Raw genomic sequence first — 21029 nt, 5'->3', positions numbered from 1 at the left:
CTGGCGGGGAAGGCTGGAGGGCTCTGGTGGTTTGTTCACAGGTTGCGGTCAGGGTCTTGTCGGAATGGGTGGGGGAGTCTAACAGGTCTGGGTGTTGGTGCCCGCTGATGGCCGACGGGGATTTCCGAAACACGCTGTGAATACGTCCGTGTACGCTCGGCTCCGCCATCCCTGGCTCCGCACGGTTTCGAAAATCCCCGCCGGCCATCAGACCGAACGGGTTCTAAGGCATCAAAGCGCCTTCAGGGCAGCCTCGTAGTCCGGCTCGTCTTTGATTTCGTCGACCAACTGGCTGTGGATAACCTTATCCTCCTCGTCCAACACGACCACCGCGCGGGCACACAGACCGGCCAATGGGCCGTCCTGAATGGCGACGCCATAGTCCTGTTGGAAGCTGTAGTTACGGAAAGTGGACAGGGTGATCACGTCTTTCAAGCCTTCGGCGCCGCAGAAGCGAGCGGCCGCGAACGGCAGGTCCGCCGAGACTACCAGGACAACGGTGTTGTCGAGGCTGCTGGCTTTCTCATTGAACTTGCGGGTAGACGCCGCGCACACACCGGTATCGATGCTGGGAATGATGTTCAGGATTTTGCGCTTGCCAGCCCAGTTATCCAGCTTCACCTCTTCCAAACCACTGTTGGTGAGGGTGAACGGTTGCGCGTTGTCACCGACTTTCGGAAAGCTGCCGCTCAGTTCGATGGGGTTGCCGTCGAGATTTACCTTGCTCATAGGGGTTCCTTGTTAACGGGTGTATGAGAATCAACTGATCCAACTTACTCTTTCTAGTTCAGTTTGGACTATCTTGCACCCGATAAGAAACCGTTTACTGGGCTGAGGCGCTCTGGGGTTCGAAGCCAGGCGCCGGATGCCGCTGCACCAGCAGGAGGTAACTGGCGAGGGCGGCGCAGGCGCAAGTGGCGATAATCACCGCCATGACCACCGAGGTGCCGTTGTGCAGGTGGCCTACCAGTACGCCCGCCACCGCGGCCACCGCCATCTGTCCGAATCCGAATAGTGCCGATGCTGAGCCCGCCATGCGCGGAAAATTCGCCATTGCCCCGGCCATGGTCTGGGGCAGCACCATGCCGGTGCCGACCATGAACAGGGTTTGTGGCAGGATCACCGCCCAAACGTTGTACACGCCACTGAGTGCCAGGGCGGCCATCAGGCCACCGCCGGCGACCGCAATCACCAGTCCCCGCACCAGAATCTGGTCTGGCACCAGCTTGCTGCCCAGGCGGATGGCGGTCAGGTTGCCGGTGACATAACCCACCACAATGCAGGCGAAGAACAGGCCGAAGTGCTCCGGCGCCACGCCCAGAAAGTCGATCAATACGAACGAGGAACCAGACAGGAATGCGAACAGGCCGGAGAAGATCAGCGCGTTAGTCAGGGTGTAGCCAAGGAAGCTGATATCGGTGCCAATGCTGCGATAGTTGCGCAGCAGGCTGCACAGCCGCAACGGCTGACGGTATTCCGGGCGCATGGGTTCGGGAATACCGAAAGCCACCACCACTGCCATAACCAGGGCGTAAGCGCCCAGCACCAGGAAAATGGCCGACCAACCCAGGCTGGCGACCATCACACCGCCGATGGTGGGCGCGATGGCCGGCGCCAGGGCCATGATGCTGGCCAGAATGGCGAGGATCTTGGCCGCTTCACGCGGTGTGTAGATGTCCCGAATGGCGGCACGGCCCAGTACCGGTCCTGCGGAGCCGCCCAGCGCTTGAAGAACGCGGCACAGAATCAGGGTTTCAATATTGGTCGCCAGGGCACAGCCAACGCTGGCGATGGCGAACAGGATGAAGCCGCCGATCATGATCGGCTTGCGACCAAAGCGGTCGGCGAGCGGCCCACAGATCAACTGGGCGATGGCAAAGCCCGCCATGTACAGGCTCAGCGTTAGCTGGACCTGATCAGTGCCGGAACCGAAATCGCGTCCGATCTGCGGCAGTGCCGGCAGATACATATCGGTCGCGAGCGGGCCGAGGGCTACGGCGGCCGCTAGCAAAATGGTTGTCCAGACACTGGTTAACGTGAGCATTTATCTTCCTGAATTGGGAGTGGCCGACTGGCGTACAGGCTGTCCAAAACCCGCTCAAGCACGTCCATGTGGCGCTTGAGCTCCGCCATCCATGGCTCCGCACAGTTTTGGACAGCCTGTACGCCAGCCGGCGATCAAACTATGGAAGGGGAGTCTATGGGCTAGTAACCAGGAAGATAACGGCCGCAGGCTTCATACGATATATGAACAATATCGATTGATTACGGGTTGAGGCCGTTCATGGTGGCGGCGACGCTGTTTACCTGGTTTCGCAACCAGCGGTGGGCCGGGTCGTTCTGGTTCCGGCGGTGCCACAACATAAGCAGCGTAAAAGGTTTGAAATCAAAGGGTAGCGGTGTCCAGGCGAAGTCCCGGAGCAGGTGTTTGCTCATCAGTTCCGGCGCCGTAGCCAGCATGTCGGTGCCGCGCAGGAACTCGGGCAGGCCGGAGAAGTTGGATACGGTCACCAGGGTGCGGCGGGTCAGGCCCCGGGTGGAGAGCGAGGTTTCCAGGCCAGGCTTTTCGCCCGAGGCAAACAGCAGGGCAATGTGGTCGGCCTTTAGATACTCGGGCAGATCCTTCGGTGCGTCCCGCTTCTCCGGATCGTAGAACACCACCATGCGATCGGCCATCAGGCCTCGCTGCATGATATCGGTGGCCTCGGGGGCGTGGGGCGAGATGATCAGGTCACACACGTCCTTGCGCAGCATGTCGGCATTGGGGATCCCGGAGGGGATCACTTGCAGCCGGATGCCCGGCGCTTCCCGGCGCAGGGCGGCAACCAATGGTGGCAGTAGCAGATCGCGCTGGTAGTCGTTGGCGGCAATGGTAAAGGTGAATTCTGCGGTAGCCGGGGTAAACGGTGGACCTGAGGACAACGAGTGCAGGTCGTCCAGGATCTGACGAATGTGCGGGCCGGCCTGCAAGGCATAGCGGGTAGGGGTAATACCGCGCCCGGATTTGACGAACAGCGGGTCGCCCAGGGCTTGGCGCAGGCGGTCCAGGGTGTGGCTGACCGCAGATTGGCTGACGCCGAGCTTCACCGCAGCGCGGGAAACGCTGCCTTCGTCGAGGACTGTTACGAAGGTGCTGAGGGCGCGAATGTCGAGATTGAATGTATCAATGGGGTTCATGAATGGCAGTCTACTCCAGTGCAAGCTAGGTAATCTATGGGGCGGGGCAGGCGTAGGTGTTATCTGTTAGGGTTGAATGATTGTTCAAATTCAGAACGGTTGGAGGGAATTTAAAGATGACCATGCGACTGGCATTTGATGTCTACGGCACCCTGGTTGATCCAATGGGCATGTCTGAGCTACTGCAGCACGATGCTGGCGACGATGCCGGAGCGGTTGCTGCGTTGTGGCGGGAGAAGCAGTTGGAGTTCTCTTTTCGCAAGGGCCTGATGCGGGTGTATGAGGACTTCGGTGTCTGTACCCGGCAGGCGCTGAGGTTTGCTATGGCCACGCACAAGTTGCCGTTGTCGTCTGAGCGTGAGGACGAGTTGATGACGGCCTATCTGTCGCTACCGGCGTTCGACGATTCCCTGCCGGCCCTGAAAGCACTGAAAGGCCAATACCCGCTGTTTGCCTTTTCCAACGGCAGTTACCCGGCGTTGGAAAAGGTGCTGGGCCACAACGATCTGCTGGAACAATTCGAGGGGTTGGTGTCGGTGGATGACTTGAAGAGTTTCAAGCCAGATCCGGCGGTGTATGCCTATGCCCGTCGTAAGACTGGCGCCTGGGATGAGCCGCTGTGCCTGGTGTCCAGTAATGCCTGGGATGTGATTGGGGCCCGGGCGGCTGGGTTGCTGGCGGTTTGGGTTAAGCGGGATTCGGAGAAGGTATTTGAGGATTGGGGGATTGAGCCTTCGGCGGTGATTGGTTCTTTGAGTGAATTGCCGGAAACCCTGGCTAACCTCTAACGTGGCGGGCGTTCGGCGGTTGGATTCTTCCAAAACCCGCTCAAGCACGTCCATGTGACGCTTGAGCTCCGCCATCCATGGCTCCGCACAGTTTGGAAGAATCCAACCGCCAAACGCTCAATCTTTGGAGTATGTCGTCTCCGGTGATACCGATTAGTTAGAACGCTCTGCCAACCATTCCGCCAGCTCAAGCCAACTGGCTTTCGGGGCCTTGCTGCCCGCCAGAATGCCCATGTGGCCACCGGGTACCACACGGAAGGTGACGTCGACTGAGCGGATGTGCTGCTGGATTTTGGCCACCGCGTCGGGCATTGCCAGGGTGTCGGTTTCCCCGGCGATGGCAAAGACGCTGGAGGTGACGTTCTCCAGTCGGGCCACATCTTGGCCGATCTGGATTTTTCCCCGTGATGGCTGGTTGGTGATCAGCAGGCGCACCACCGCGTCCTGCACGATTCCCCCCGGATAGGCCACCATCCGGTCCAGGAAGGCCGAGGTAGTGGCGTGGTCGGCGACGAATTCCCGGTCGCCGAGTTTTGCCAGTAATTCCCAGTAGCCCTTGAAACTGCCGATGGGGTTGGTCAGTTTGAAGCCAATGGTGTTAGCCCAGCCAGGGCTATGAAACCAGTCTGGCTTGAGATCGTGGAGTTTGAAGCCGGTACGGCGCTGGACGAAATCCGACGCGCCAGACACTCCCTGGTACAGCAGTCCCATCAGCCCGGAGGCGTGGCTGTCGATGGGCGAGCCCACTACGACCGCGTTGCGGACGTGCTGGTCTTTACTGAGTGCCGAATAGAACAGGGTGAACATGCCGCCCAGGCTCCAGCCGTGCAGGGTCAGTTCCTGTTCGCCGCTGTGTTGGCGTACCCGGTTCAACGATGCCGGCAGCAGTTCCGCCACGTAGGTGTGCAGGTTGAAGTGGCTGTGGGCCCGGGTCGGCATGCCCCAGTCGATCAGGTACACCTCAAAGCCTTTGGCCCGCAGGAAACGCACCAGGCTGCGCTGGGGGAACAGGTCGTAGATCAGCATGTTCACCGCCAGCGGCGGGATGATGACGATGGGTGTGCGGTGGCTTTGCCGCTCCACCGGGATCACGATGTCGTCCAGTTCGATGAAGTCTTCGGCCAGCGGAGGGTAGTAACGCAAGCTGACCAGGCCGTCGCTGTGCAGGGTCTCGAACGGGGTTTGTCCGGCTTGCACCAGGCTGGCAGCGCGGAATACCCGATCGAAGGCGTTGCCGGCATAGAGGGCGGTGTGCCGGGTCAGTCCCGCAGCTTTCTCGGTGGCGGCTTTGAGCAGGTTTGGCATGGGTGTTTCCATCACAAGTGGTAACGATATTAGGCTGAGCCGTAGTCTGCGCTCACCATAAGGCACCAGGCCAGCCGCGGCTATGGCAGATCCGTCCAACCGCGCGGGCAAGGTGGTCACTTTCGGCCACTGCCCAAGTGAGCCGCTGGTTGCTATCATTGCCAGCCATTCAGACAACAATCACCACAGGAATCGCATGCTCAGTTTCCTACCGGCTCCCGTTATCGGCGTTATCAATTCCATCCTGCTCGGCATCAACACGCTGTTCTGGTGCATCCTGCTCTATATTCCGGCGGTGTTGAAGCTGGTGGTTCCGCACAAGGGCTTCCGGGTGTTGTGTACCAGGTTGATTATTGGCATTGCTGAGGCCTGGGTCGCCTGCAATGGCGCCTGGATGAAGTTGACCCACGCCACCCGCTGGGACGTCAAAGGCGCCGAAGAGCTGGAGCGGGAAAGCTGGTATCTGGTGCTCAGCAATCACCAGAGTTGGGTGGATATTCTGGCGATGCAGCGAGTGTTCAATCGCCGGGCGCCGTTCCTGAAGTTTTTTCTGAAGCAGCAGTTGATCTGGGTACCGGTGATTGGCCTGGCCTGGTGGGGGCTGGATTTCCCGTTTATGAAGCGCTACACACGGGAATATCTGATCAAGCATCCGGAGAAGCGCGGTGAAGACCTGAAGGCGACCCGCATCGCCTGTGAGAAGTTTCAGCATACGCCGGTCAGCGTGATGAACTTCGTCGAGGGCACCCGCTTTACCCAGGCCAAGCACGACAAGCAGAAATCATCGTACCAGCACCTGCTGGTGCCAAAGGCCGGCGGTGTCGCGTTCGTGCTGGACGCCATGGGGGATTCGATCGAGACTCTGGTGGATGTGACCATCGCCTATCCGGATGGCGCGCCGACGTTCTGGGATTTCATCTGTGGACGGGTGAAGGACATTCGGATGGAGATCCACACGGTTGAGATCCCCAGTCACCTCAAGGGCCGGGACTATTCAGCAGACGGGGAGCATCGAAGGAACGTGAAAGATTGGCTGGCGGAGCAATGGCGGGCCAAGGACGAACGGCTTGAGCGCATGCTGGGCTGATCGGCCGGGATGACGACTCAGCTCTGGTCGTCATCCTCTTCCACTTCGTCCGGGTGTTCGCGCTTGTAGCGCTCCCATTCTTCCCAATCGTGGGGCGTACCCGCGTGGGGCCGGCGCAGGTGCTTGGCGTGCTCCATGGCGTTGTGCCGCAAGCTGTGATCCCGCTCTTCTTCTTCCGTGTCGAAACCGTATTTTTTCAGAAACTCATCGGGCTTGATGGGCATAACGCACCTCCCTTTAACAACAACTCTCCCTAGTTACGATGCGCCTGCCCCAGCGGTTTATCAACCGTTGTTGGTGTCGCTGCCGCTCTGGATTTCCTCGGCCTCCACCAGTGTGAAATTGATCTGACGACGCTCCTCGTCAACATTGGCGAAGGTGACCTTCACCGGCTGCTCTAGCTGGAAGATACGGCCGTTCTTGTTGTGGATCAGGCGCAGGGTGACCGGATCAAAGCCGTATTTGCCGTCCAGATCCTTGCAGCTGACGAAACCTTCCAGGCCGTTGGCGTCGAGCCGGACGAAGAACCCGGCAGGCACGGTACGGCTGATGGTTCCGGTCATGGGCGCATCGCCCAGGGTCCGGGCAAAGTCGCTCTTGAGCCAGGCTTCCAGGCTGTTGGCGGCCTGACGTGCGTTGATCTGGGCCTGCTGCAGGGCATCCAGTTGCTCGGAGGTCAGGGCCTTGAGCGGGTGGTCCCACAATGCAGACTTGATCAGCCGGTGCACGTAAAAGTCAGAGAACTTGCGCAGCGGTGAGGTGAAGGTGGTATAGGCGTTCAGTCCCATGCCCTGGTGTGGCGCGGGCTGAAAGCCCAGCTCGGCGCGGGCCAGCTGGCGGGAAATGATCGCCTTGACCGGAACCTCGGCGGCCAGTTGTTCGGTCTGGGTCATCAGCTGGCGGAATCCGGCGGCGCTGGTGGCGTCTACCTCAGCCAGCTCCGGGGCGTGGCTTTGCAGCAGCGCGCGGATGTTGTCGATGCGATCGTCCCGGAGCCCGGGATGCTGGATGAACAGGCCGGACGGCTGCTGGCTCAGGAAATCCGCTGCGCACCGGTTGGCGGCCACCATGCACTCTTCAACCAGGCGATGGGCTTCGTTCTGTACCGACGGTTCGATCAGGCGAATGCGCCGGTTCTCGTCCAGGCGCAAGCGGAATTCCGGCCGATCGCCGCTGAGCAGGGCGTGCTCGGCGCGCCATTTGCGCAGGGCAGTGGCGGCCTGGTGCAGCTGGTCCAGGCTATTGGCGACGACGTCGGGCAGTGCCTTGATGTCGTCGTCCTCGCGGCCCTCGATCAGGTTGGCCACTAGTTCATAGCTGAGCTTGCGCTGGGAACGGATCACCGCCTGGTGGAAGCTGTAGTCGCCCAGGCTACCATCGTTGTTGACCTGCAGGTCACACACCAGCGCCAGACGATTCACCTCCGGCATCAGTGAACACAACCGGGTGCTCAGGCCATCGGGCAGCATTGGCAGCGGCTCGCCCGGGAAGTAAATGGCGGTGGCGCGGTTGAACGCTTCCTGCTCGGCGGAACTGCCGGGCTCGATCACCGACGTCGGATCGGCGATGGCAATCGACAGGGTCCAACCGGTGGGGTTGGGTTCGGCCAGCAGGGCATCGTCCATGTCCTGGGTGCCCGGGCTGTCGATGGTGACGTACGGTTGTCCGGTGCGATCTTCCCGGTCGCTTTCGCGGGCCTGGATATCCTGTTCTCCCAAGCCGTCGACTTGGGCCTGTACCGGTTCCGGCCAAGCGTCCGCCAGATCGAAGGTGGCCAGGGTCAGCGCCCGTTCAATGCCAGGATCACCGGTCTTGCCGATTACCCTCAGGATCTTGGCCTGGCCCTTGCCATCCTTGATCGGGTGTTTGTGGATCTCGCAATAGATGTAGTCATCCGGTTTAGCATTCATGCGTTCTTTCGGCGGAATGAAGATCCAGCGATTGATGCCCGGGGTTTCCGGCACCACAAAGTGACCTTTGCCTTTAATCAGGTAGCGGCCAACGAAGGTGCTCAGGCGGGTTTCCAGCAGTTCGTCCACTGCGCCCTGAGTCTTGCCTTTCTCGACTTCCTGCTCGGTAACGTTGACGCGGTCGCCGGGCAGCACCTTCTGCATTTCTTCCGGGGGCAGAAAAACGTCCCGACCTTCATCCAGGGCGACGAACCCAAAGCGTCCATTGGTGGCTTTAACCGTGCCGGGGAAAACGATCTTGTTGTCGTGGATATCGGATTTCAGCTGGCGCAACTGGCTGATAGCGTCGGCATTGAGCATGAATGAACCTGGCTGTTAAAAAGAATGTTGGGCGGAGTATAACGGTTATGGGTCCATGCGTCAGATAGCGGACTTCCCAAACTAGATCTCGGCCCAAAATCGCTGGAGATTGGCCAGGGACTTGGTGAGTAGATCAAATTCAGCGGTTTTGCCTTCGCGTTCAAACAGCTGGCGCCGGGCGGTGTCGAGATCGAACAGCACTTCCCGCTGGGCCGGGTCGCGGATAGTGCTCTGAATCCAGCCGATGGCGACACGGCGCTGGCCCTGGCTGACCGGTTCAACCCGGTGCAGGGTGGAGGAGGGATAGACCACGGCCGAGCCTGCCGGCAGTTTGTAGCTTTGCTCGCCGGCCGTGGTGTCGGTCACCAGTTCGCCGCCCTCGTAGCTGTCCGGGTCATCCAGGAACAGAGTAAAGGACATGTCCGTACGCAGGCGGCCCGGCCCCCGGCCCATTACCGGGTCATCTACGTGGTTGCCATAAGTCATGCCGTCGCGGTAACGGCTGAACATTGGGGGCGTCATCTTGGCGGGCCTGACTGCCATCTGGAACAGCGGGTGTTCGGTCAGGGCCTTTTCCACCTCTGCGCGCAGGGCGCGGGCGGCGTCGTCGGCCATCTGCATCTGTTCATTGTTCTTGACTAGGCGAGCATGCCAGCCGGCGGTCTTGCGACCGTCATCGAAGCTGCCATTGTCGAGCGCGGCGCGAACGCGTTTCAGCTGCTCAGCGTTCAAAATCTCGCCGATACACAGAATCATGGTGGGCTCCAATTCGTAATACGAATAATTTGCAAATAAGACAGTTATTGATTCATCATGCACCACCATTGACCGACCTTCAATATTGCCGTCGTTGGCCAAGCGAAACGGCGGAGTTCAGACAGGAGCAAGTGAATGAAAAACCAGACTGTAAAACTGTGGACCGGCATCGGTATGGCCACACTTATCGCGGGCTGCGGCACCCTGGGTGGTGAAGGTGGCGAAGGCGGAGAGCACTACGACGATCAACAGCACGCCTCGGCCCACGGCGGCGAAGGTGGTGAAGGCGGCGAACACCACGGCGGTGAAGGTGGTGAAGGCGGCGAACACCACGGTGGTGAAGGTGGTGAAGGTGATGAAGGTGGTGAAGGTGGCGAACACCACGGAGGCGAAGGTGGTGAGGGCGGCGAACACCACGGTGGTGAAGGTGGCGAATACCATGGCGCCGAAGCCGGTGCAGCTTTCAGTTATTTCGCGGCCGGCGGTGAAGGTGGCGAAGGCGGAGAAGGCGGAGAAGGCGGAGAAGGCGGAGAAGGTGGAGAAGGTGGCGAAGGCGGAGAAGCCGGCAGCTCTGTTTCTTCAGTCACCTCTGACGGCGCCTATGTCGCCATGCTGCAGATGATGCAGGGGCACCTGCTGGCGGCCCGCGAACTGATCAAATCCGGTGAGGTGGCCGAGGGCCGCCCGCACCTGACGCACCCTTGGGTTGAGGTTTACCCGATGGCCGAGCCGGGCCTGGAGCATCGTGGCCAGAATGCCCTGGGTGGACACCTGAAGGCACTGGCGGAAAAATCCGGTGGGATTGAGGACTGGAGTGATATCAATCAGCAGTTCCAGGCGGCTTGGGTTGCCATCGAAAAAGCCGAGAATAACGTCGGTGAAAAAGGTGTGACCAGCGCAACCGTGTCCAAGGTCGTCCTGTCGCTGACCAAGCAGGCGGTGCTTGAGTATGACGAGGCGCTGGAAGAAGGCCAGTTCGTGGCCGTGCACGAGTACCAGGACGGTCGCGGCTTTGTCCATGCCGCCCGCGAATACCTGGACGGTCAGCAAGCGCTGCTGAAACGGGACAACAAAGAGGCGTGGCGCGTAGCCAGCAAGGCTCTGGATGACTTGCAGAAAGCCTGGCCGACGGCCGTGCCGCCCGAGCAGCCGGTGGTGCCGGTGTCGAACCTCTTTGCCGCGCAAGCGCGCCTGGAACTCGCTCTGGCCCCCTACCTCTTCTGATTCGCGTTACAAGACCGGGGCCATTGTGGCCCCGGCTCTTTTGCCCCTATTCCAACCCTGCACTGCGCTTTCTAGGCTATTGTTTCCGGGCTATTGATTGTGCTCGGAATAGACCTTGGTCTGGCCCATCTCGTTGAACATCAAAACCTTGTAGTGATCCTTGCGGTCACCCATTTCCATGCCAGGTGAGCCTACGGGCATACCCGGCACAGTCAGCCCCCGGACCTTCGGAGCTTCGGCAATCAGGCGTCGGACATCATCCGCGGGTACGTGGCCCTCAATCACGTAATCGCCAACAAAGGCGGTATGACAGCTCGATAATGACGGCGTCAGCCCCGCCTGCTGCTTGATTGGGTTCAGGTTGTTGGTTTCAGTCACTTCCACCTCAAAGCCATGTTCCTCCAGGTGCTTGACCCAGTCGGTGCAGCAACCACAGGAGGGTGACTTGTAGACATGAATGCTCTGGGCCGCTCCGGCGGCCAGCAGCGGCGTACTGAATCCCAATGCCGCGGTCAGGGCTAGTCCAAGTGCTTGTGATTTCATGAGAATGTCCTTCTGCAATAGAGCGTTAGTGCTGGCTATGGTCTTGATCAGAGCTTCCGCCGGTTGAGGACGATAGCCAGAACCACCAGACAATTGCGGCCATGAGGGCGATGCCACCAGCGTTGACCATAAAGGTTTCCATCAGTTCCGCACCTCCTGTGAGTTTTGATCAGATTGTGTCGGTATCCTCCCGGAGTACTGACTGGTCGTGAACAAACGTAACCGGTTGGCGTTGGACACCACGGTGACCGACGACAGTGACATGGCCGCGCCGGCCAGGATCGGGCTCATCAGGATACCCCACACCGGGTACAGCAGCCCGGCGGCGACCGGAATACCCAGGCTGTTGTAGATAAAGGCACCGAACAGGTTCTGGTGAATGTTTTTTACGGTCGCCCGGGATATTTCGATGGCATCCGGCACCCCATGCAGGGAGCCGCGCATCAGGGTAATCCCCGCGCTTTCAATGGCTACGTCGGTGCCGGTACCAATGGCAAAGCCGACATCGGCAGCGGCCAGGGCAGGGGCGTCATTGATACCGTCACCCACCATGGCCACGGTGTAGCCTTTACCTCGCATGGCACTGACTACTTCGGCCTTGTCCTCAGGTAGTACTTCCGCCCGGTAGTCGTCGATGCCGGCTTTGGCGGAGATAGCCTTGGCGGTGGCGTGGATATCCCCGGTTACCATCATTACCTTGATACCAGCGTCGTGCAGGCGCGCAATGGCGGCTCTGGAGTCAGCTTTTATCGCGTCGGCGACACCAAAGATGCCGAGCACGTCTTCATTTAAGGCCAGGAACAACGGCGTGCCGGCTTCCTCGGTAATGGCTCGGGCTACCTCGTCCAGATCCGGAATCTTCAGCCCCTCATTCTCCAGCCAGCGACGGTTGCCCAGGCGCACCGTTTGGCCATTGACGTTGCCCTGGACGCCTTTGCCATTCAGAGCTTCAAAGTCACTGACTTTTTCCAGGGACACGTTCTGCTCACCGGCTCGGGTGAGGATCGCTTCAGCCAACGGGTGTTCGGAATGCTGCTCTAGCCCAGCGGCCAGGCCCAATAGCCGGCTTTCGTCGCCATCAACCGCATGAACCCGGGTAACGATTGGCCGGCCTTCGGTAATGGTTCCGGTCTTGTCCAGAATCACCAGGTCGAGTTTGCCGGCAGTCTGCAGAGCATCGCCCTGGCGGATCAGCACCCCGTATTCCGCGGCCTTACCAACACCGACCATCACCGACATGGGTGTGGCAAGCCCGAGGGCGCAGGGGCAGGCAATGATCAGCACCGTGGTGGCCGCGACCATCATATGTACCACGGCCGGCTCCGGTCCGAGGTTGAACCACACCAGCGCGGCGACGACGGCAATCAACATGACAGTAGGCACGAATACCGAGGAAATCCGATCAGCAAGACGGCCGATCGCGGGCTTGGAGCCCTGCGCTTTCTTCACCAGTTTGATGATCTGGGCCAGCGCGGTGTCACTGCCGACACGCGTGGCCTCGTAGATGATGCTGCCGTGGGTGTTCAGAGTACCCGCGGAGACGCCATCGCCTTCGCCTTTGCTGACCGGCATGGGTTCACCGGTGAGCATGCTTTCATCGATTCGGGTGTTGCCCTCGGAGATGACCCCGTCCACTGGCAGTTTCTCGCCCGGACGAACCCGGATGCGGTCGCCCTTGACGACCTCCTCTACCGGGATATCCCGCTCTTCGCCCTCACGCAGTACGCGGGCGGTTTTTGCCCGAAGATCCAGCAACCGCCGAACCGCTTCCGAGGTCTTGCCTTTGGCTCGCATTTCCAGCGCCTGGCCGAGGTTGATCAGGCCAATGATCATGGCCGAGGCCTCGAAATACACATGCCGCGCCATCTCCGGCAACGCATCCGGGATGCTGGCGACCACGATGGAGTAGATCCAGGCCGTGCCGGTCCCCAGGGCAATCAACGTATCCATGTTGGCGTTATGGTGCCGGAATGCCTTCCAGGCACCGGTGTAGAAATGCCCGCCGGTGGTGGCCATCACCAGCAGGGTAAGTCCGCCGAGCCCAAGCCAGAGGCTCTGGTTGGCCTCGGTCACCATCATGGTGCCGAACCCCATGCCCCAGACCATCAGGCCAACGCCCAGGGTCAGACTCACCGCCATTTTGATCAGCAGAGTACGGTAAAGCGTGCGGTCTTCTTCCTGCCGGCGCTCGTCAGCCTCATCTTCGTTCTCAATGACCCGGGCGCCATAGCCGGCGCTCTCGACGGCCCGTACCAGTGCCTGTGGGTCGGCATGGCCGGTGGCGGTAGCGGTATTATCGGCCAGATTCATGTGTGCTCCGGTCACCCCGGGTACCGAATTTAAGGCCTTTTCGATGGTGCTCACACAGGAAGCGCATGTGGCCCCGCTCACCGACAGAGCAACCTGATCATCGTTATCCGCCGAAGGGCTAGCGCCGGCGCTGGAGTCCTGGGCCTGGGCACTGTCGGCCGGCGGTGCTGATGCCTCCTGACTCTTGCAGCAACTGGCCGATTCCGACTCGGCCGCGGACACCGGCTCGGCCGGGTATCCGGCTTCAGAAACCCGTCGCGCAGCGTCGTCACGGTCAACATGGTCTGGCAGCGCAACGGTCTGCTGTTCCAGATCCACCTCAACCAGGCTCTGATCGCGAGTGACCGGCTCTAACGCAGCACGAATCCGGTTGGCGCAGCCCTGACAGGTAGCGCCGGAAATGGACAGCGCGGTGTGTAGTGTCTTCGGCTCAGTCACAGTTGCTCACTCCTCGTTGCCGTTCACGGTTGCTGGACTCACTGTGGGTGTGTCGTCCCAATGCTCAATCAGCCGGCAAATGGTGTGGCCATCCGGCGTACCGTCGGGCATGTCCTGCCACGCTGTGAGGGCGGAGGTCATGCGCTTGCGCAGTGCCTGCAGTTCGCTGATTTCCCGCTCAACTTCAGCCAGGCGCTGCTCAAAAACCTCGCGCACCATGGGGCAGGGCGAATGATGATCCTCGGCCTGATCCAGAATGGCTCGGATCTCCGGCAACGAAAATCCAAGCTGCCGGGCCTTACGCGCAAAACGCAGGCGCCGAAGGTCATCGGCGTCGAATTGCTGGTAGTTGTTGTCCGGATTCCGGCTCGGGTTTAACAGCCCTTCACGGGTGTAGAACCGCACGGTATCCGGATTGACGGCAGCAGCGTTTGCTATGTCTTTGACTTTCATAGCTCAAACCCATTCAGAAGGTTGAACGAGTGCCTGGGTGCCTGTCCTTCCGAAACTGTGCGTAGCCATGGATGGCGGAGCTCAAGCGCCACAGGGACGTGCTTGAGCGGGTTTCGGAAGGACAGGTACCCAGGCACGAACAGCGCCCAATCGGGCACGGCATGCATAGAAATGCAGCTTATAGGAAACAATAAAACCTGTGAGCAACTCACAGGTCAAGGGTTTTTTTCGGAGGAGGCTTACTGGCCTTTGGCGCGCAGGAAGGTACCGCAGGTTTTGCACTGGTCTGGCGCCATCAGCTTGGCTTGCCAACCGATTTTGTGGCCACAGGCAGGGCAGGCCAGCCGCAGTTGCAGCACAATGATGGGGGCAACGATCGCCGCAAGCAGCACGCCGAGCGGGCCCCAGCTGGTTCCGCTGGACAGACCCAGCTGACTGCTGAACACCAAGATGATGATCAGGGCCAGAAAGGCGAGGATGAAATAATTGCGGTTCCAGCGCTCCCAGCGCCGGATATCACGATCCTGTTCTGGGGTCAGGTATTTCGATGTCATAACAACTTACCCGGGGAGTGTGTCTCTAATGGTGGGGTTGGTGTGACGGGATTACAATTCCGAATTCACGGCAATACCCTTCAGCAGCGAACCTTCGGCCATGGCTTGTTCAAGTCCTACGGCGGGAATGGGCCGGCTGATCAGATAACCCTGGGCAACATTGCAGTGATTGTTCCTCAGGAAGGCCAGCTGCTCCTCAGTTTCCACGCCCTCGGCTACCACATCCATCCCCAGGTTATGGGCCAGATTGATCACCGCGCGGGTGATCACCGCGTCGTCGTGACGCTTGGTGACTTCATTGATGAATGAGCGGTCAATCTTGAGAACGTCGACCGGGAAGTCGCGCAAATACCCGAGTGAAGAATAGCCAACGCCAAAGTCATCAATGGCCAGATGCACGCCCAGTTGCTGCAATCGGTACAGCTGGTCCCGGTTGCGCTCTATGTTCTGGATGAACACCTCCTCGGTCAGCTCCACTTCCAGGCGGTCGGCAGGCACATTTTCGGACTCCAGAGCCTCACGAATGTGATCCACCAGCTCCTCGTCGTCCAGTTCCCGACCGGACAAATTCACTGCAATCCGAAGGTGTTCATAAGGCGTGTCCTGCCATTGGGCGAGCTGGCGGCAGGCGGCCATCACCACCCAGCGACCAATATCGGTGATGCGGCCGCTCTCCTCCGCCAGCGGAATAAAGTCGACCGGTGAAAGCAGACCGCGGCGGGGGTGCTGCCAGCGAATCAGGGCTTCCACGCTGTTGATTTCACTGCGATCCAGATCCAGCTGCGGCTGGTAGAACAGCACGAATTCATCGTTGCGGAGGGCTTGGCTCAGATCCTTGTCCAGTTCCAGACGCATGACTTCCCGGTCCTGCATGCCCTCGGTGTAAAACTGATAGGTGTTACGGCCCTGATCCTTGGCCCGGTAAAGGGCGATGTCCGCGTTGCGCAACAGGGTGTCGGCATCCAGGCCACTTTGCGGATACACGGCAATGCCCATAGTCGCAGTCACGTTAAGGGCTTGTCCCTGCACCTCGTAAGGCGCTTCGAAACACTGTTTGACCGCACCCAATAGGTGAATGACGTCGTCGACGCCATCTACCTGCTGTTGGCACAGCATAAACTCATCCCCACCGGCATAGGCCACCAGAATACGCTCGTCGCTCAGTCCATTGAGCCGCTCAGAGATCTTGATCAGCAGTTCGTCACCAAACTGGTGGCCGAGTGAGTCGTTTAGCATCTGGAAGCGGTCGAGATCCAGCAACACAAGGGCCACCTGGCGCATCTGTCGGTCGGCAATGCTCAGGGTGTGGGCCAGATCCTCCATAAAAAACCGGCGATTGGCGAGCCCGGTGAGAGTATCGGTGGATTCCAGTCGGGCCACGTCCTGCTGGATAATCTTGCGTTGGTCAATCTCCCGGTCCAGCTCAATGCGGGTTTTCAGCAGGGCACGATTGCGCTTCAGGATCAGCTGTACCAATAGGGCGGTCAGGCTGGTCAGCAGTCCGAGCAGGGACAGTGAGCCGAAGGTCATGGCGGGCCAATCACTGTGTCGGCTCTGAACCCACTCTTTGGTAGGACGCAGAGTGAACGACCAGTCCAGGGTTGGCAGATTGACCGGTTCGGTGTGGGCGAAGATCTCGCTTACGCCGTCTGAGGGTGTCATTTGATAGGTTCGGGTGTCGCCGCTGATCAAGTCGACCTGGAAGGATTCGAGGATACGGCTGCTGAGAATTTGCTGTGCCAGGACTTCCATGTGGAAGACACCGGCAATAAAGCCATTGTTGTTGGTGCCGGTGCCGACCGGGGTATAGATCACAAAGCCTTGCCCACCCTGTTTCAAACTGACGACGCCTGAGATGTCGGGTTTGCCGGTTGTGCGCGCCGATTCCAGGTCCTGTCGGCGTTGCTCAGAAAAGGCGACGTTGAACCCAATGACATCCGGGTTGCCTGAAACGGGTTCAAGCCAACGAATGATGAAGTTTCGGTCAATCCATTCCACTGCCTGATAGACGCCGTAATCCTTGAGGTAACGCCTCGCATCGGCATTCCAGACGGACTCGGGGGTTTCCGGCATGACTTCCAGGCGCTCAGCCATGCGCTGGAGGTTTTTTACGTGGATGGAGAATTCGCGCTCAAGGCCAGCGGCCATGGCTTCGGCTTCGTGTTCAAGGTTGGCAGCGATTTGGCGGTTGTCCTGCTGCTCCATGCCATGGCGGAGAACCGTAGCCAGCGTCAGGAACACCAGGAATATCAGCACCGGAAAGACGGGACTCAACAGACCTCGTACGAGGATTCTGGTGGCTGATGCCGGTTTGCTCACAGGTTACTCCATCACTGAACCGATCCGAACCCGGACATGGGGTCCCGATTATGGCAGAGCGGGGCAGTGAGTCACAGCCCGGAAACGACAGTGGGCACCGGTTCTCAGTATCTTACTGGTGAATTCAGGCCAAAATGGGGGGCAGACCCAGGCGGGTAATTTCCCGTTTGGTGCAGCGATCCATCACTGTGATCAGTCCGGCTGCTTCGGCCCGGGCAACGCCAGTTTCGTTGATCACACCAATCTGCAACCACAGTGTGGGGATCTTGAGCGCGATGGCCTGATCAATGATGGCATCGGTGCGTTCCGGGGCCAGGAACACGTCCACCATGTCGACCGGCTCAGGCAGCGACGGCAAATCGGCCACCACGGTTTCACCCAGTAGCTGGCGCCCGGCAATCCTAGGGTTAACCGGCAGCACCCGGTAACCGTGTTGTTGCAGATAGACCATGACCTCGTGGGACGGGCGGTTGGTCTTTTCACTGGCGCCGACCAGGGCAATTGTTCGGACGTCCTCCAGGATAGCCCGGAGCTGGGTCGGTGAGTCGTGTGGCATGGGTGCTTGCTACCGGGATTGCTTAGCGATGGGCCTCGAGACAGACCGAGACGGATTCGGCATAGCGTAGCGCGTGGGGCTTATCAATTTCCACCTGCGCCCACTGTACCGCCGCGTGTTCCATGACAATACTCAGCACCTCATGGGTCAAGCGCTCAAGCAGGGCGAACCGATTGCCGTCGACATGGTGAATGATCTGCTTGGTGATGGTGCGGTAGTTCAGAGCTGCCGAGATTTCGTTCTCGTTGATGGCGTCGGTCGCATCGTAGGTCAGACAGACGTTGATCAGCACATCCTGCTGATTGTTGATCTCCTCTTCCTTGATACCAATGTAGGCCCGAAGCAGCAGATCTTTAATGCGGACCCGGGCCTGATGGTTGCCGGTTACGTCTGTCATAGCGCCTCCGTTATCCGGTTGGAATCAGCGGTTGTTACCAATGAGGTTCAGGAACTCGCTGCGGGTTGCCTGGGATTTGCGAAACTGGCCCAGCATCATCGAGGTCTTCATGCGGGAATTCTGCTTTTCGACGCCCCGCATCATCATGCACATGTGCTGCGCCTCGATAACCACCGCAACGCCCTTGGCGTTGGTAACTTCTTCGATTGCCTCAGCGATCTGCCGGGTCAGATTTTCCTGGATCTGCAGGCGACGGGCGTACATGTCGACGATACGGGCAAACTTGGACAGTCCCAGCACCCGGCCCTGGGGCAGGTAGGCAATGTGGCACTTGCCGATGAACGGCAACATGTGGTGCTCGCACATGCTGTAGAGCTCAATGTCCTGAACCACAACCATTTCGTCCATGGCGGATTCGAATACGGCGTTGTTAACCAGGTCGGACAGGCTCTGCTGGTAGCCCTGGGTGAGAAACTGCATGGCCTTGGCGGCACGCATGGGTGTGTCTTGCAGACCTTCGCGGCCGGTGTCTTCACCTAGCCCATTAATGATGGCGCTGTAGTGGCCTGCGAGGTCGTCAAGGAGTTTGGTCATAATCAATTCCGGTCTGCTGTGTCTTACGTGGCCCAAAGCTTAAGGCAATTTGTCTGTCATCTCTACGCTTTACGCGACGTGATGGGGAAAAGACCACTTACAGGTCCCAATGGCCTGAAACGAGCCACAGACTATGGCAGCCAGCACGCTATTGTTTTACAGTTTGGGGCTGGAATATCCCCGGGGAAAAAGGATGGAGCAGGTGATCGCCGATGCCCGAAAGGCCGTGCCCAGGCACGAAGAGGGCACCCTCGATGGGTGGCAGCAGGGAGGCAAGTGGTTCAAGTACGAAGGCCATGCCATTTTCAGCCGTATGAACGGCCAGGGCGAGCCCCTGGTTTTGCTGCACGGCTTTCCCACCGCCAGTTGGGACTGGAGCCGGGTCTGGCCCATGCTGACCCAGCAATACAGTGTCTTGACTCTGGACCTGCTTGGCTTTGGATTCTCCGACAAGCCTGTTAACTACCCCTACAGCATTGAAGACCAGGCCGACCTTGTTCAGGGTTGGATTGAGGGCCTGGGGCTGAGCTCTGTGCATCTGTTTGCCCACGACTACGGTTGCAGTGTGACCCAGGAGTTGTTGGCGCGGGAACAGGAAGGCGCGCTGCCGTTTGCCATTGCCAGTGTCTGTTTCCTGAATGGCGCCCTGTTCCCGGAAGTGCATCACCCGCTGCTTATTCAGAAACTCCTGCGCAGCCCTCTGGGTGGTTTGGTTAGCCGCGGTCTGACTCGCCGGAGTTTCGAGCGGAGTTTCCGGCGCCTGTTTGGCAGCCAGAATCCGCCCGACCAGAGTGACATGGAGGATTTCTGGCATCTGCTGACCTACAACAATGGCCGTGGCATTCTGCATAAACTCATTCATTTCATGGAAGAGCGGCGTTGTCACCGCAATCGCTGGGTTCGCGCCCTGCAAAACGCCAGTCAGCCGATGCGGCTGATTTCGGGCACGGCGGACCCGGTGTCCGGCGCAGCCATGGCCAGGCGATACCGCGAATTGATTGCCAATCCGGATGTTGTCAGCTTGAGGAACATTGGGCACTACCCCCATTTCGAATGTCCGTGGGATGTCTTCGGGGCCTACCGGGAGTTCCGCAAGCGGGTCGGTTAGGGTTTGTCCCTGCTCAGGTCGTCGTCGAATCCGGCAGGGTGCCGGCGGCAGAGGGTGACGGCCGCTGGGCGTTGACCACCTGATCCCGGCCTTTGGACTTGGCTTGATACAGCGCTTGGTCCGCTCGGTTTAACCACACCGACCAGGTTTCCCCCTGGCTTACCTCGGCGACACTGGCGCTGGCAGTCACTTTGACGTTGTTCAGGAATGGCCGCGCGCTGATGCTGGCCAGGAGCTGATGGGCAAGGGTGTCGGCGTCACGCTGGCGGGTCTCGGGCAGTACGATCATGAATTCCTCACCGCCGATTCGGAACAGCTGGTCGATTTCCCTAAGCCGTTTGCGGAGTCGCGTCGCCATCTCTCTCAGCACCTGGTCACCGGCTTGGTGCCCCCACTCATCATTGATGGCCTTGAAAAAATCCAGATCCAGTAATATCAGGCTCGACACCCGTTCGTAACGCTCCCGCATCTGGATTTGCGTATTCAGGACGTCGGCCAACTGAGATCGGTTCAGGCAGCCGGTAAGCGGATCGGTGGTGGCTAGCCAGGTCAGCTCCTGCTGCAGTTTGCCCACCAGCCAGGCAAAGACCATGGCGAAGATGCAAGTCAGCGCCAGAGACACGACAATCCGCCAGAATTCGGCTTCCGGAAGGTACAGGAAGGAAATGACGGCCATTACCGAGATGAACACGATATTGCTGGCGGCGGCTTCGCGCAGGGGTAGCAGGAAGAACAGCGCGGTTGCGGCCGGATAGGCCCAGTAAAGGCCGGAGTGGCCGTTGATCACGGTGGAGTAGCCGGCGGCAATCATGGCGAGGAGCGGAAAGAGACGCCCGTTCAGAAAGTAAGTATTGCGAAACTTTAAAAAGGCGATCACCAGGAGCGCGTTCAAACAGAACAGAATCAGAAGGCCGGACAGCAGATAATGCTCCTGCTGCCACTGCACCAGGATCAGCGGAGCGATTGCAACAAATGCCCAGAAGTGAAGGTGGTACATCAGTTGCCGTCGGAAGCCCAGAACGGCAAGGGTAGGATTGCGGGCGATTTGGTCACCTGGGAAAAACAGATTCACAGCATACTCCCGCTGCCTAGGAAACACCGACTGCTGCCAGTTTAGAACTATTCAAATAGTAGCATGAGCTTTCTGACA

The 21029-nt window shown here is 59.4% G+C and carries 20 protein-coding genes; 4 read left to right on the top strand and 16 right to left on the bottom strand.

Annotated features, from left to right (window positions below; all coding sequences use genetic code 11):
* Window positions 1-231: 231 nt before the first annotated feature.
* From tpx to QUE89_RS16670, 3 genes are all read right to left on the bottom strand, one after another.
* Window positions 232-729: a thiol peroxidase gene (tpx, locus tag QUE89_RS16680; RefSeq protein ID WP_041343035.1), complete on the bottom strand. Its 498-nt coding sequence runs from the start codon at window positions 727-729 to the stop codon at window positions 232-234.
* A gap of 94 nt (window positions 730-823) precedes the next feature.
* Window positions 824-2044, bottom strand: coding sequence for a Bcr/CflA family multidrug efflux MFS transporter (locus QUE89_RS16675; protein ID WP_286221146.1), 1221 nt, complete (start codon window positions 2042-2044; stop codon window positions 824-826).
* Between the two features lie 221 nt (window positions 2045-2265).
* Entirely contained in the window at window positions 2266-3177 is a 912-nt protein-coding gene (locus QUE89_RS16670; protein ID WP_286221145.1) for a LysR family transcriptional regulator, read from the bottom strand.
* 116 nt (window positions 3178-3293) lie between these two features.
* Here QUE89_RS16670 and QUE89_RS16665 point away from each other — a divergent pair, with 116 nt between their 5' ends.
* Window positions 3294-3965: a haloacid dehalogenase type II gene (locus QUE89_RS16665; protein WP_286221144.1), complete on the top strand. Its 672-nt coding sequence runs from the start codon at window positions 3294-3296 to the stop codon at window positions 3963-3965.
* A gap of 153 nt (window positions 3966-4118) precedes the next feature.
* Here the strand turns inward: QUE89_RS16665 and QUE89_RS16660 are convergent, their stop codons facing one another.
* The gene (locus QUE89_RS16660) at window positions 4119-5270 is read right to left on the bottom strand and encodes an alpha/beta fold hydrolase (protein ID WP_286221143.1); all 1152 of its coding nucleotides are present in this window, start codon (window positions 5268-5270) and stop codon (window positions 4119-4121) included.
* A gap of 196 nt (window positions 5271-5466) precedes the next feature.
* Here QUE89_RS16660 and yihG point away from each other — a divergent pair, with 196 nt between their 5' ends.
* Window positions 5467-6357: a 1-acylglycerol-3-phosphate O-acyltransferase, YihG family gene (gene yihG / locus QUE89_RS16655; protein WP_286222930.1), complete on the top strand. Its 891-nt coding sequence runs from the start codon at window positions 5467-5469 to the stop codon at window positions 6355-6357.
* 17 nt (window positions 6358-6374) lie between these two features.
* Here the strand turns inward: yihG and QUE89_RS16650 are convergent, their stop codons facing one another.
* From QUE89_RS16650 to QUE89_RS16640, 3 genes are all read right to left on the bottom strand, one after another.
* A complete protein-coding gene (locus tag QUE89_RS16650; RefSeq protein ID WP_138438340.1) occupies window positions 6375-6581 on the bottom strand; it encodes a hypothetical protein in 207 nt (68 codons plus the stop codon).
* Between the two features lie 60 nt (window positions 6582-6641).
* Entirely contained in the window at window positions 6642-8627 is a 1986-nt protein-coding gene (locus QUE89_RS16645) for a ribonuclease R family protein (protein WP_286221142.1), read from the bottom strand.
* Between the two features lie 81 nt (window positions 8628-8708).
* A complete protein-coding gene (locus QUE89_RS16640) occupies window positions 8709-9383 on the bottom strand; it encodes a Fe2+-dependent dioxygenase (protein ID WP_286221141.1) in 675 nt (224 codons plus the stop codon).
* 135 nt (window positions 9384-9518) lie between these two features.
* Between QUE89_RS16640 and QUE89_RS16635 the strand changes: the two genes are divergently transcribed.
* Window positions 9519-10607 (top strand): 4-helix bundle domain-containing protein, encoded by a 1089-nt coding sequence (locus tag QUE89_RS16635; RefSeq protein ID WP_286221140.1) that lies wholly within the window; start codon window positions 9519-9521, stop codon window positions 10605-10607.
* A 90-nt stretch (window positions 10608-10697) separates the two neighbouring features.
* Here QUE89_RS16635 and QUE89_RS16630 read toward each other — a convergent pair whose 3' ends face one another.
* The 8 genes from QUE89_RS16630 to folE all read right to left on the bottom strand — a co-directional run bounded on the left by QUE89_RS16630 (window position 10698) and on the right by folE (window position 18771).
* Window positions 10698-11150, bottom strand: coding sequence for a DUF411 domain-containing protein (locus QUE89_RS16630; protein WP_286221139.1), 453 nt, complete (start codon window positions 11148-11150; stop codon window positions 10698-10700).
* 141 nt (window positions 11151-11291) lie between these two features.
* Entirely contained in the window at window positions 11292-13898 is a 2607-nt protein-coding gene (locus QUE89_RS16625) for a heavy metal translocating P-type ATPase (protein WP_286221138.1), read from the bottom strand.
* Window positions 13899-13904: 6 nt separating this feature from the next.
* Window positions 13905-14351, bottom strand: a complete 447-nt coding sequence (locus QUE89_RS16620) for a MerR family transcriptional regulator (RefSeq protein WP_286221137.1) — start codon at window positions 14349-14351, stop codon at window positions 13905-13907.
* A 239-nt stretch (window positions 14352-14590) separates the two neighbouring features.
* The gene (locus QUE89_RS16615; RefSeq protein WP_286221136.1) at window positions 14591-14905 is read right to left on the bottom strand and encodes a hypothetical protein; all 315 of its coding nucleotides are present in this window, start codon (window positions 14903-14905) and stop codon (window positions 14591-14593) included.
* Between the two features lie 51 nt (window positions 14906-14956).
* Window positions 14957-17224, bottom strand: coding sequence for a bifunctional diguanylate cyclase/phosphodiesterase (locus tag QUE89_RS16610; RefSeq protein WP_434784081.1), 2268 nt, complete (start codon window positions 17222-17224; stop codon window positions 14957-14959).
* A gap of 124 nt (window positions 17225-17348) precedes the next feature.
* Entirely contained in the window at window positions 17349-17780 is a 432-nt protein-coding gene (locus QUE89_RS16605) for a CoA-binding protein (RefSeq protein WP_286221134.1), read from the bottom strand.
* A gap of 22 nt (window positions 17781-17802) precedes the next feature.
* Window positions 17803-18177, bottom strand: a complete 375-nt coding sequence (folX, locus tag QUE89_RS16600) for a dihydroneopterin triphosphate 2'-epimerase (protein ID WP_203299345.1) — start codon at window positions 18175-18177, stop codon at window positions 17803-17805.
* A gap of 24 nt (window positions 18178-18201) precedes the next feature.
* Entirely contained in the window at window positions 18202-18771 is a 570-nt protein-coding gene (gene folE / locus QUE89_RS16595) for a GTP cyclohydrolase I FolE (RefSeq protein ID WP_286221133.1), read from the bottom strand.
* 193 nt (window positions 18772-18964) lie between these two features.
* On the opposite strand from folE, the gene QUE89_RS16590 reads away from it, so the two are divergent.
* Complete coding sequence (locus tag QUE89_RS16590; protein ID WP_286221132.1) at window positions 18965-19879, top strand: alpha/beta fold hydrolase; 915 nt, start codon at window positions 18965-18967, stop codon at window positions 19877-19879.
* Between the two features lie 13 nt (window positions 19880-19892).
* On the opposite strand, the gene QUE89_RS16585 is transcribed toward QUE89_RS16590, so the two are convergent.
* Window positions 19893-20951 carry a GGDEF domain-containing protein gene (locus tag QUE89_RS16585; protein ID WP_286221131.1) on the bottom strand — a complete coding sequence of 353 codons (1059 nt, stop codon included), beginning with the start codon at window positions 20949-20951 and terminating at the stop codon, window positions 19893-19895.
* Window positions 20952-21029 lie beyond the last annotated feature (78 nt).

The organism is Marinobacter sp. LA51 (genome assembly GCF_030297175.1).
Taxonomy (GTDB): Bacteria; Pseudomonadota; Gammaproteobacteria; order Pseudomonadales; family Oleiphilaceae; genus Marinobacter; species Marinobacter apostichopi.
The sequence above is the reverse complement of the archived record's forward strand: the minus strand, read 5'-3'. Positions and strand labels throughout refer to the sequence as shown.

What these genes read in the sequence shown, in the direction of transcription:
- QUE89_RS16660 (WP_286221143.1), bottom strand. Translation starts at nt 5,270, where the DNA reads ATGCCAAACCTGCTCAAAGCCGCCACCGAGAAAGCTGCGGGACTGACC.
- QUE89_RS16635 (WP_286221140.1), top strand. Translation starts at nt 9,519, where the DNA reads ATGAAAAACCAGACTGTAAAACTGTGGACCGGCATCGGTATGGCCACA.
- QUE89_RS16670 (WP_286221145.1), bottom strand. Translation starts at nt 3,177, where the DNA reads ATGAACCCCATTGATACATTCAATCTCGACATTCGCGCCCTCAGCACC.
- QUE89_RS16665 (WP_286221144.1), top strand. Translation starts at nt 3,294, where the DNA reads ATGACCATGCGACTGGCATTTGATGTCTACGGCACCCTGGTTGATCCA.
- QUE89_RS16605 (WP_286221134.1), bottom strand. Translation starts at nt 17,780, where the DNA reads ATGCCACACGACTCACCGACCCAGCTCCGGGCTATCCTGGAGGACGTC.
- folE (WP_286221133.1), bottom strand. Translation starts at nt 18,771, where the DNA reads ATGACCAAACTCCTTGACGACCTCGCAGGCCACTACAGCGCCATCATT.
- yihG (WP_286222930.1), top strand. Translation starts at nt 5,467, where the DNA reads ATGCTCAGTTTCCTACCGGCTCCCGTTATCGGCGTTATCAATTCCATC.
- QUE89_RS16620 (WP_286221137.1), bottom strand. Translation starts at nt 14,351, where the DNA reads ATGAAAGTCAAAGACATAGCAAACGCTGCTGCCGTCAATCCGGATACC.
- tpx (WP_041343035.1), bottom strand. Translation starts at nt 729, where the DNA reads ATGAGCAAGGTAAATCTCGACGGCAACCCCATCGAACTGAGCGGCAGC.
- QUE89_RS16675 (WP_286221146.1), bottom strand. Translation starts at nt 2,044, where the DNA reads ATGCTCACGTTAACCAGTGTCTGGACAACCATTTTGCTAGCGGCCGCC.
- folX (WP_203299345.1), bottom strand. Translation starts at nt 18,177, where the DNA reads ATGACAGACGTAACCGGCAACCATCAGGCCCGGGTCCGCATTAAAGAT.
- QUE89_RS16630 (WP_286221139.1), bottom strand. Translation starts at nt 11,150, where the DNA reads ATGAAATCACAAGCACTTGGACTAGCCCTGACCGCGGCATTGGGATTC.
- QUE89_RS16590 (WP_286221132.1), top strand. Translation starts at nt 18,965, where the DNA reads ATGGAGCAGGTGATCGCCGATGCCCGAAAGGCCGTGCCCAGGCACGAA.
- QUE89_RS16650 (WP_138438340.1), bottom strand. Translation starts at nt 6,581, where the DNA reads ATGCCCATCAAGCCCGATGAGTTTCTGAAAAAATACGGTTTCGACACG.
- QUE89_RS16645 (WP_286221142.1), bottom strand. Translation starts at nt 8,627, where the DNA reads ATGCTCAATGCCGACGCTATCAGCCAGTTGCGCCAGCTGAAATCCGAT.
- QUE89_RS16640 (WP_286221141.1), bottom strand. Translation starts at nt 9,383, where the DNA reads ATGATTCTGTGTATCGGCGAGATTTTGAACGCTGAGCAGCTGAAACGC.
- QUE89_RS16615 (WP_286221136.1), bottom strand. Translation starts at nt 14,905, where the DNA reads ATGACATCGAAATACCTGACCCCAGAACAGGATCGTGATATCCGGCGC.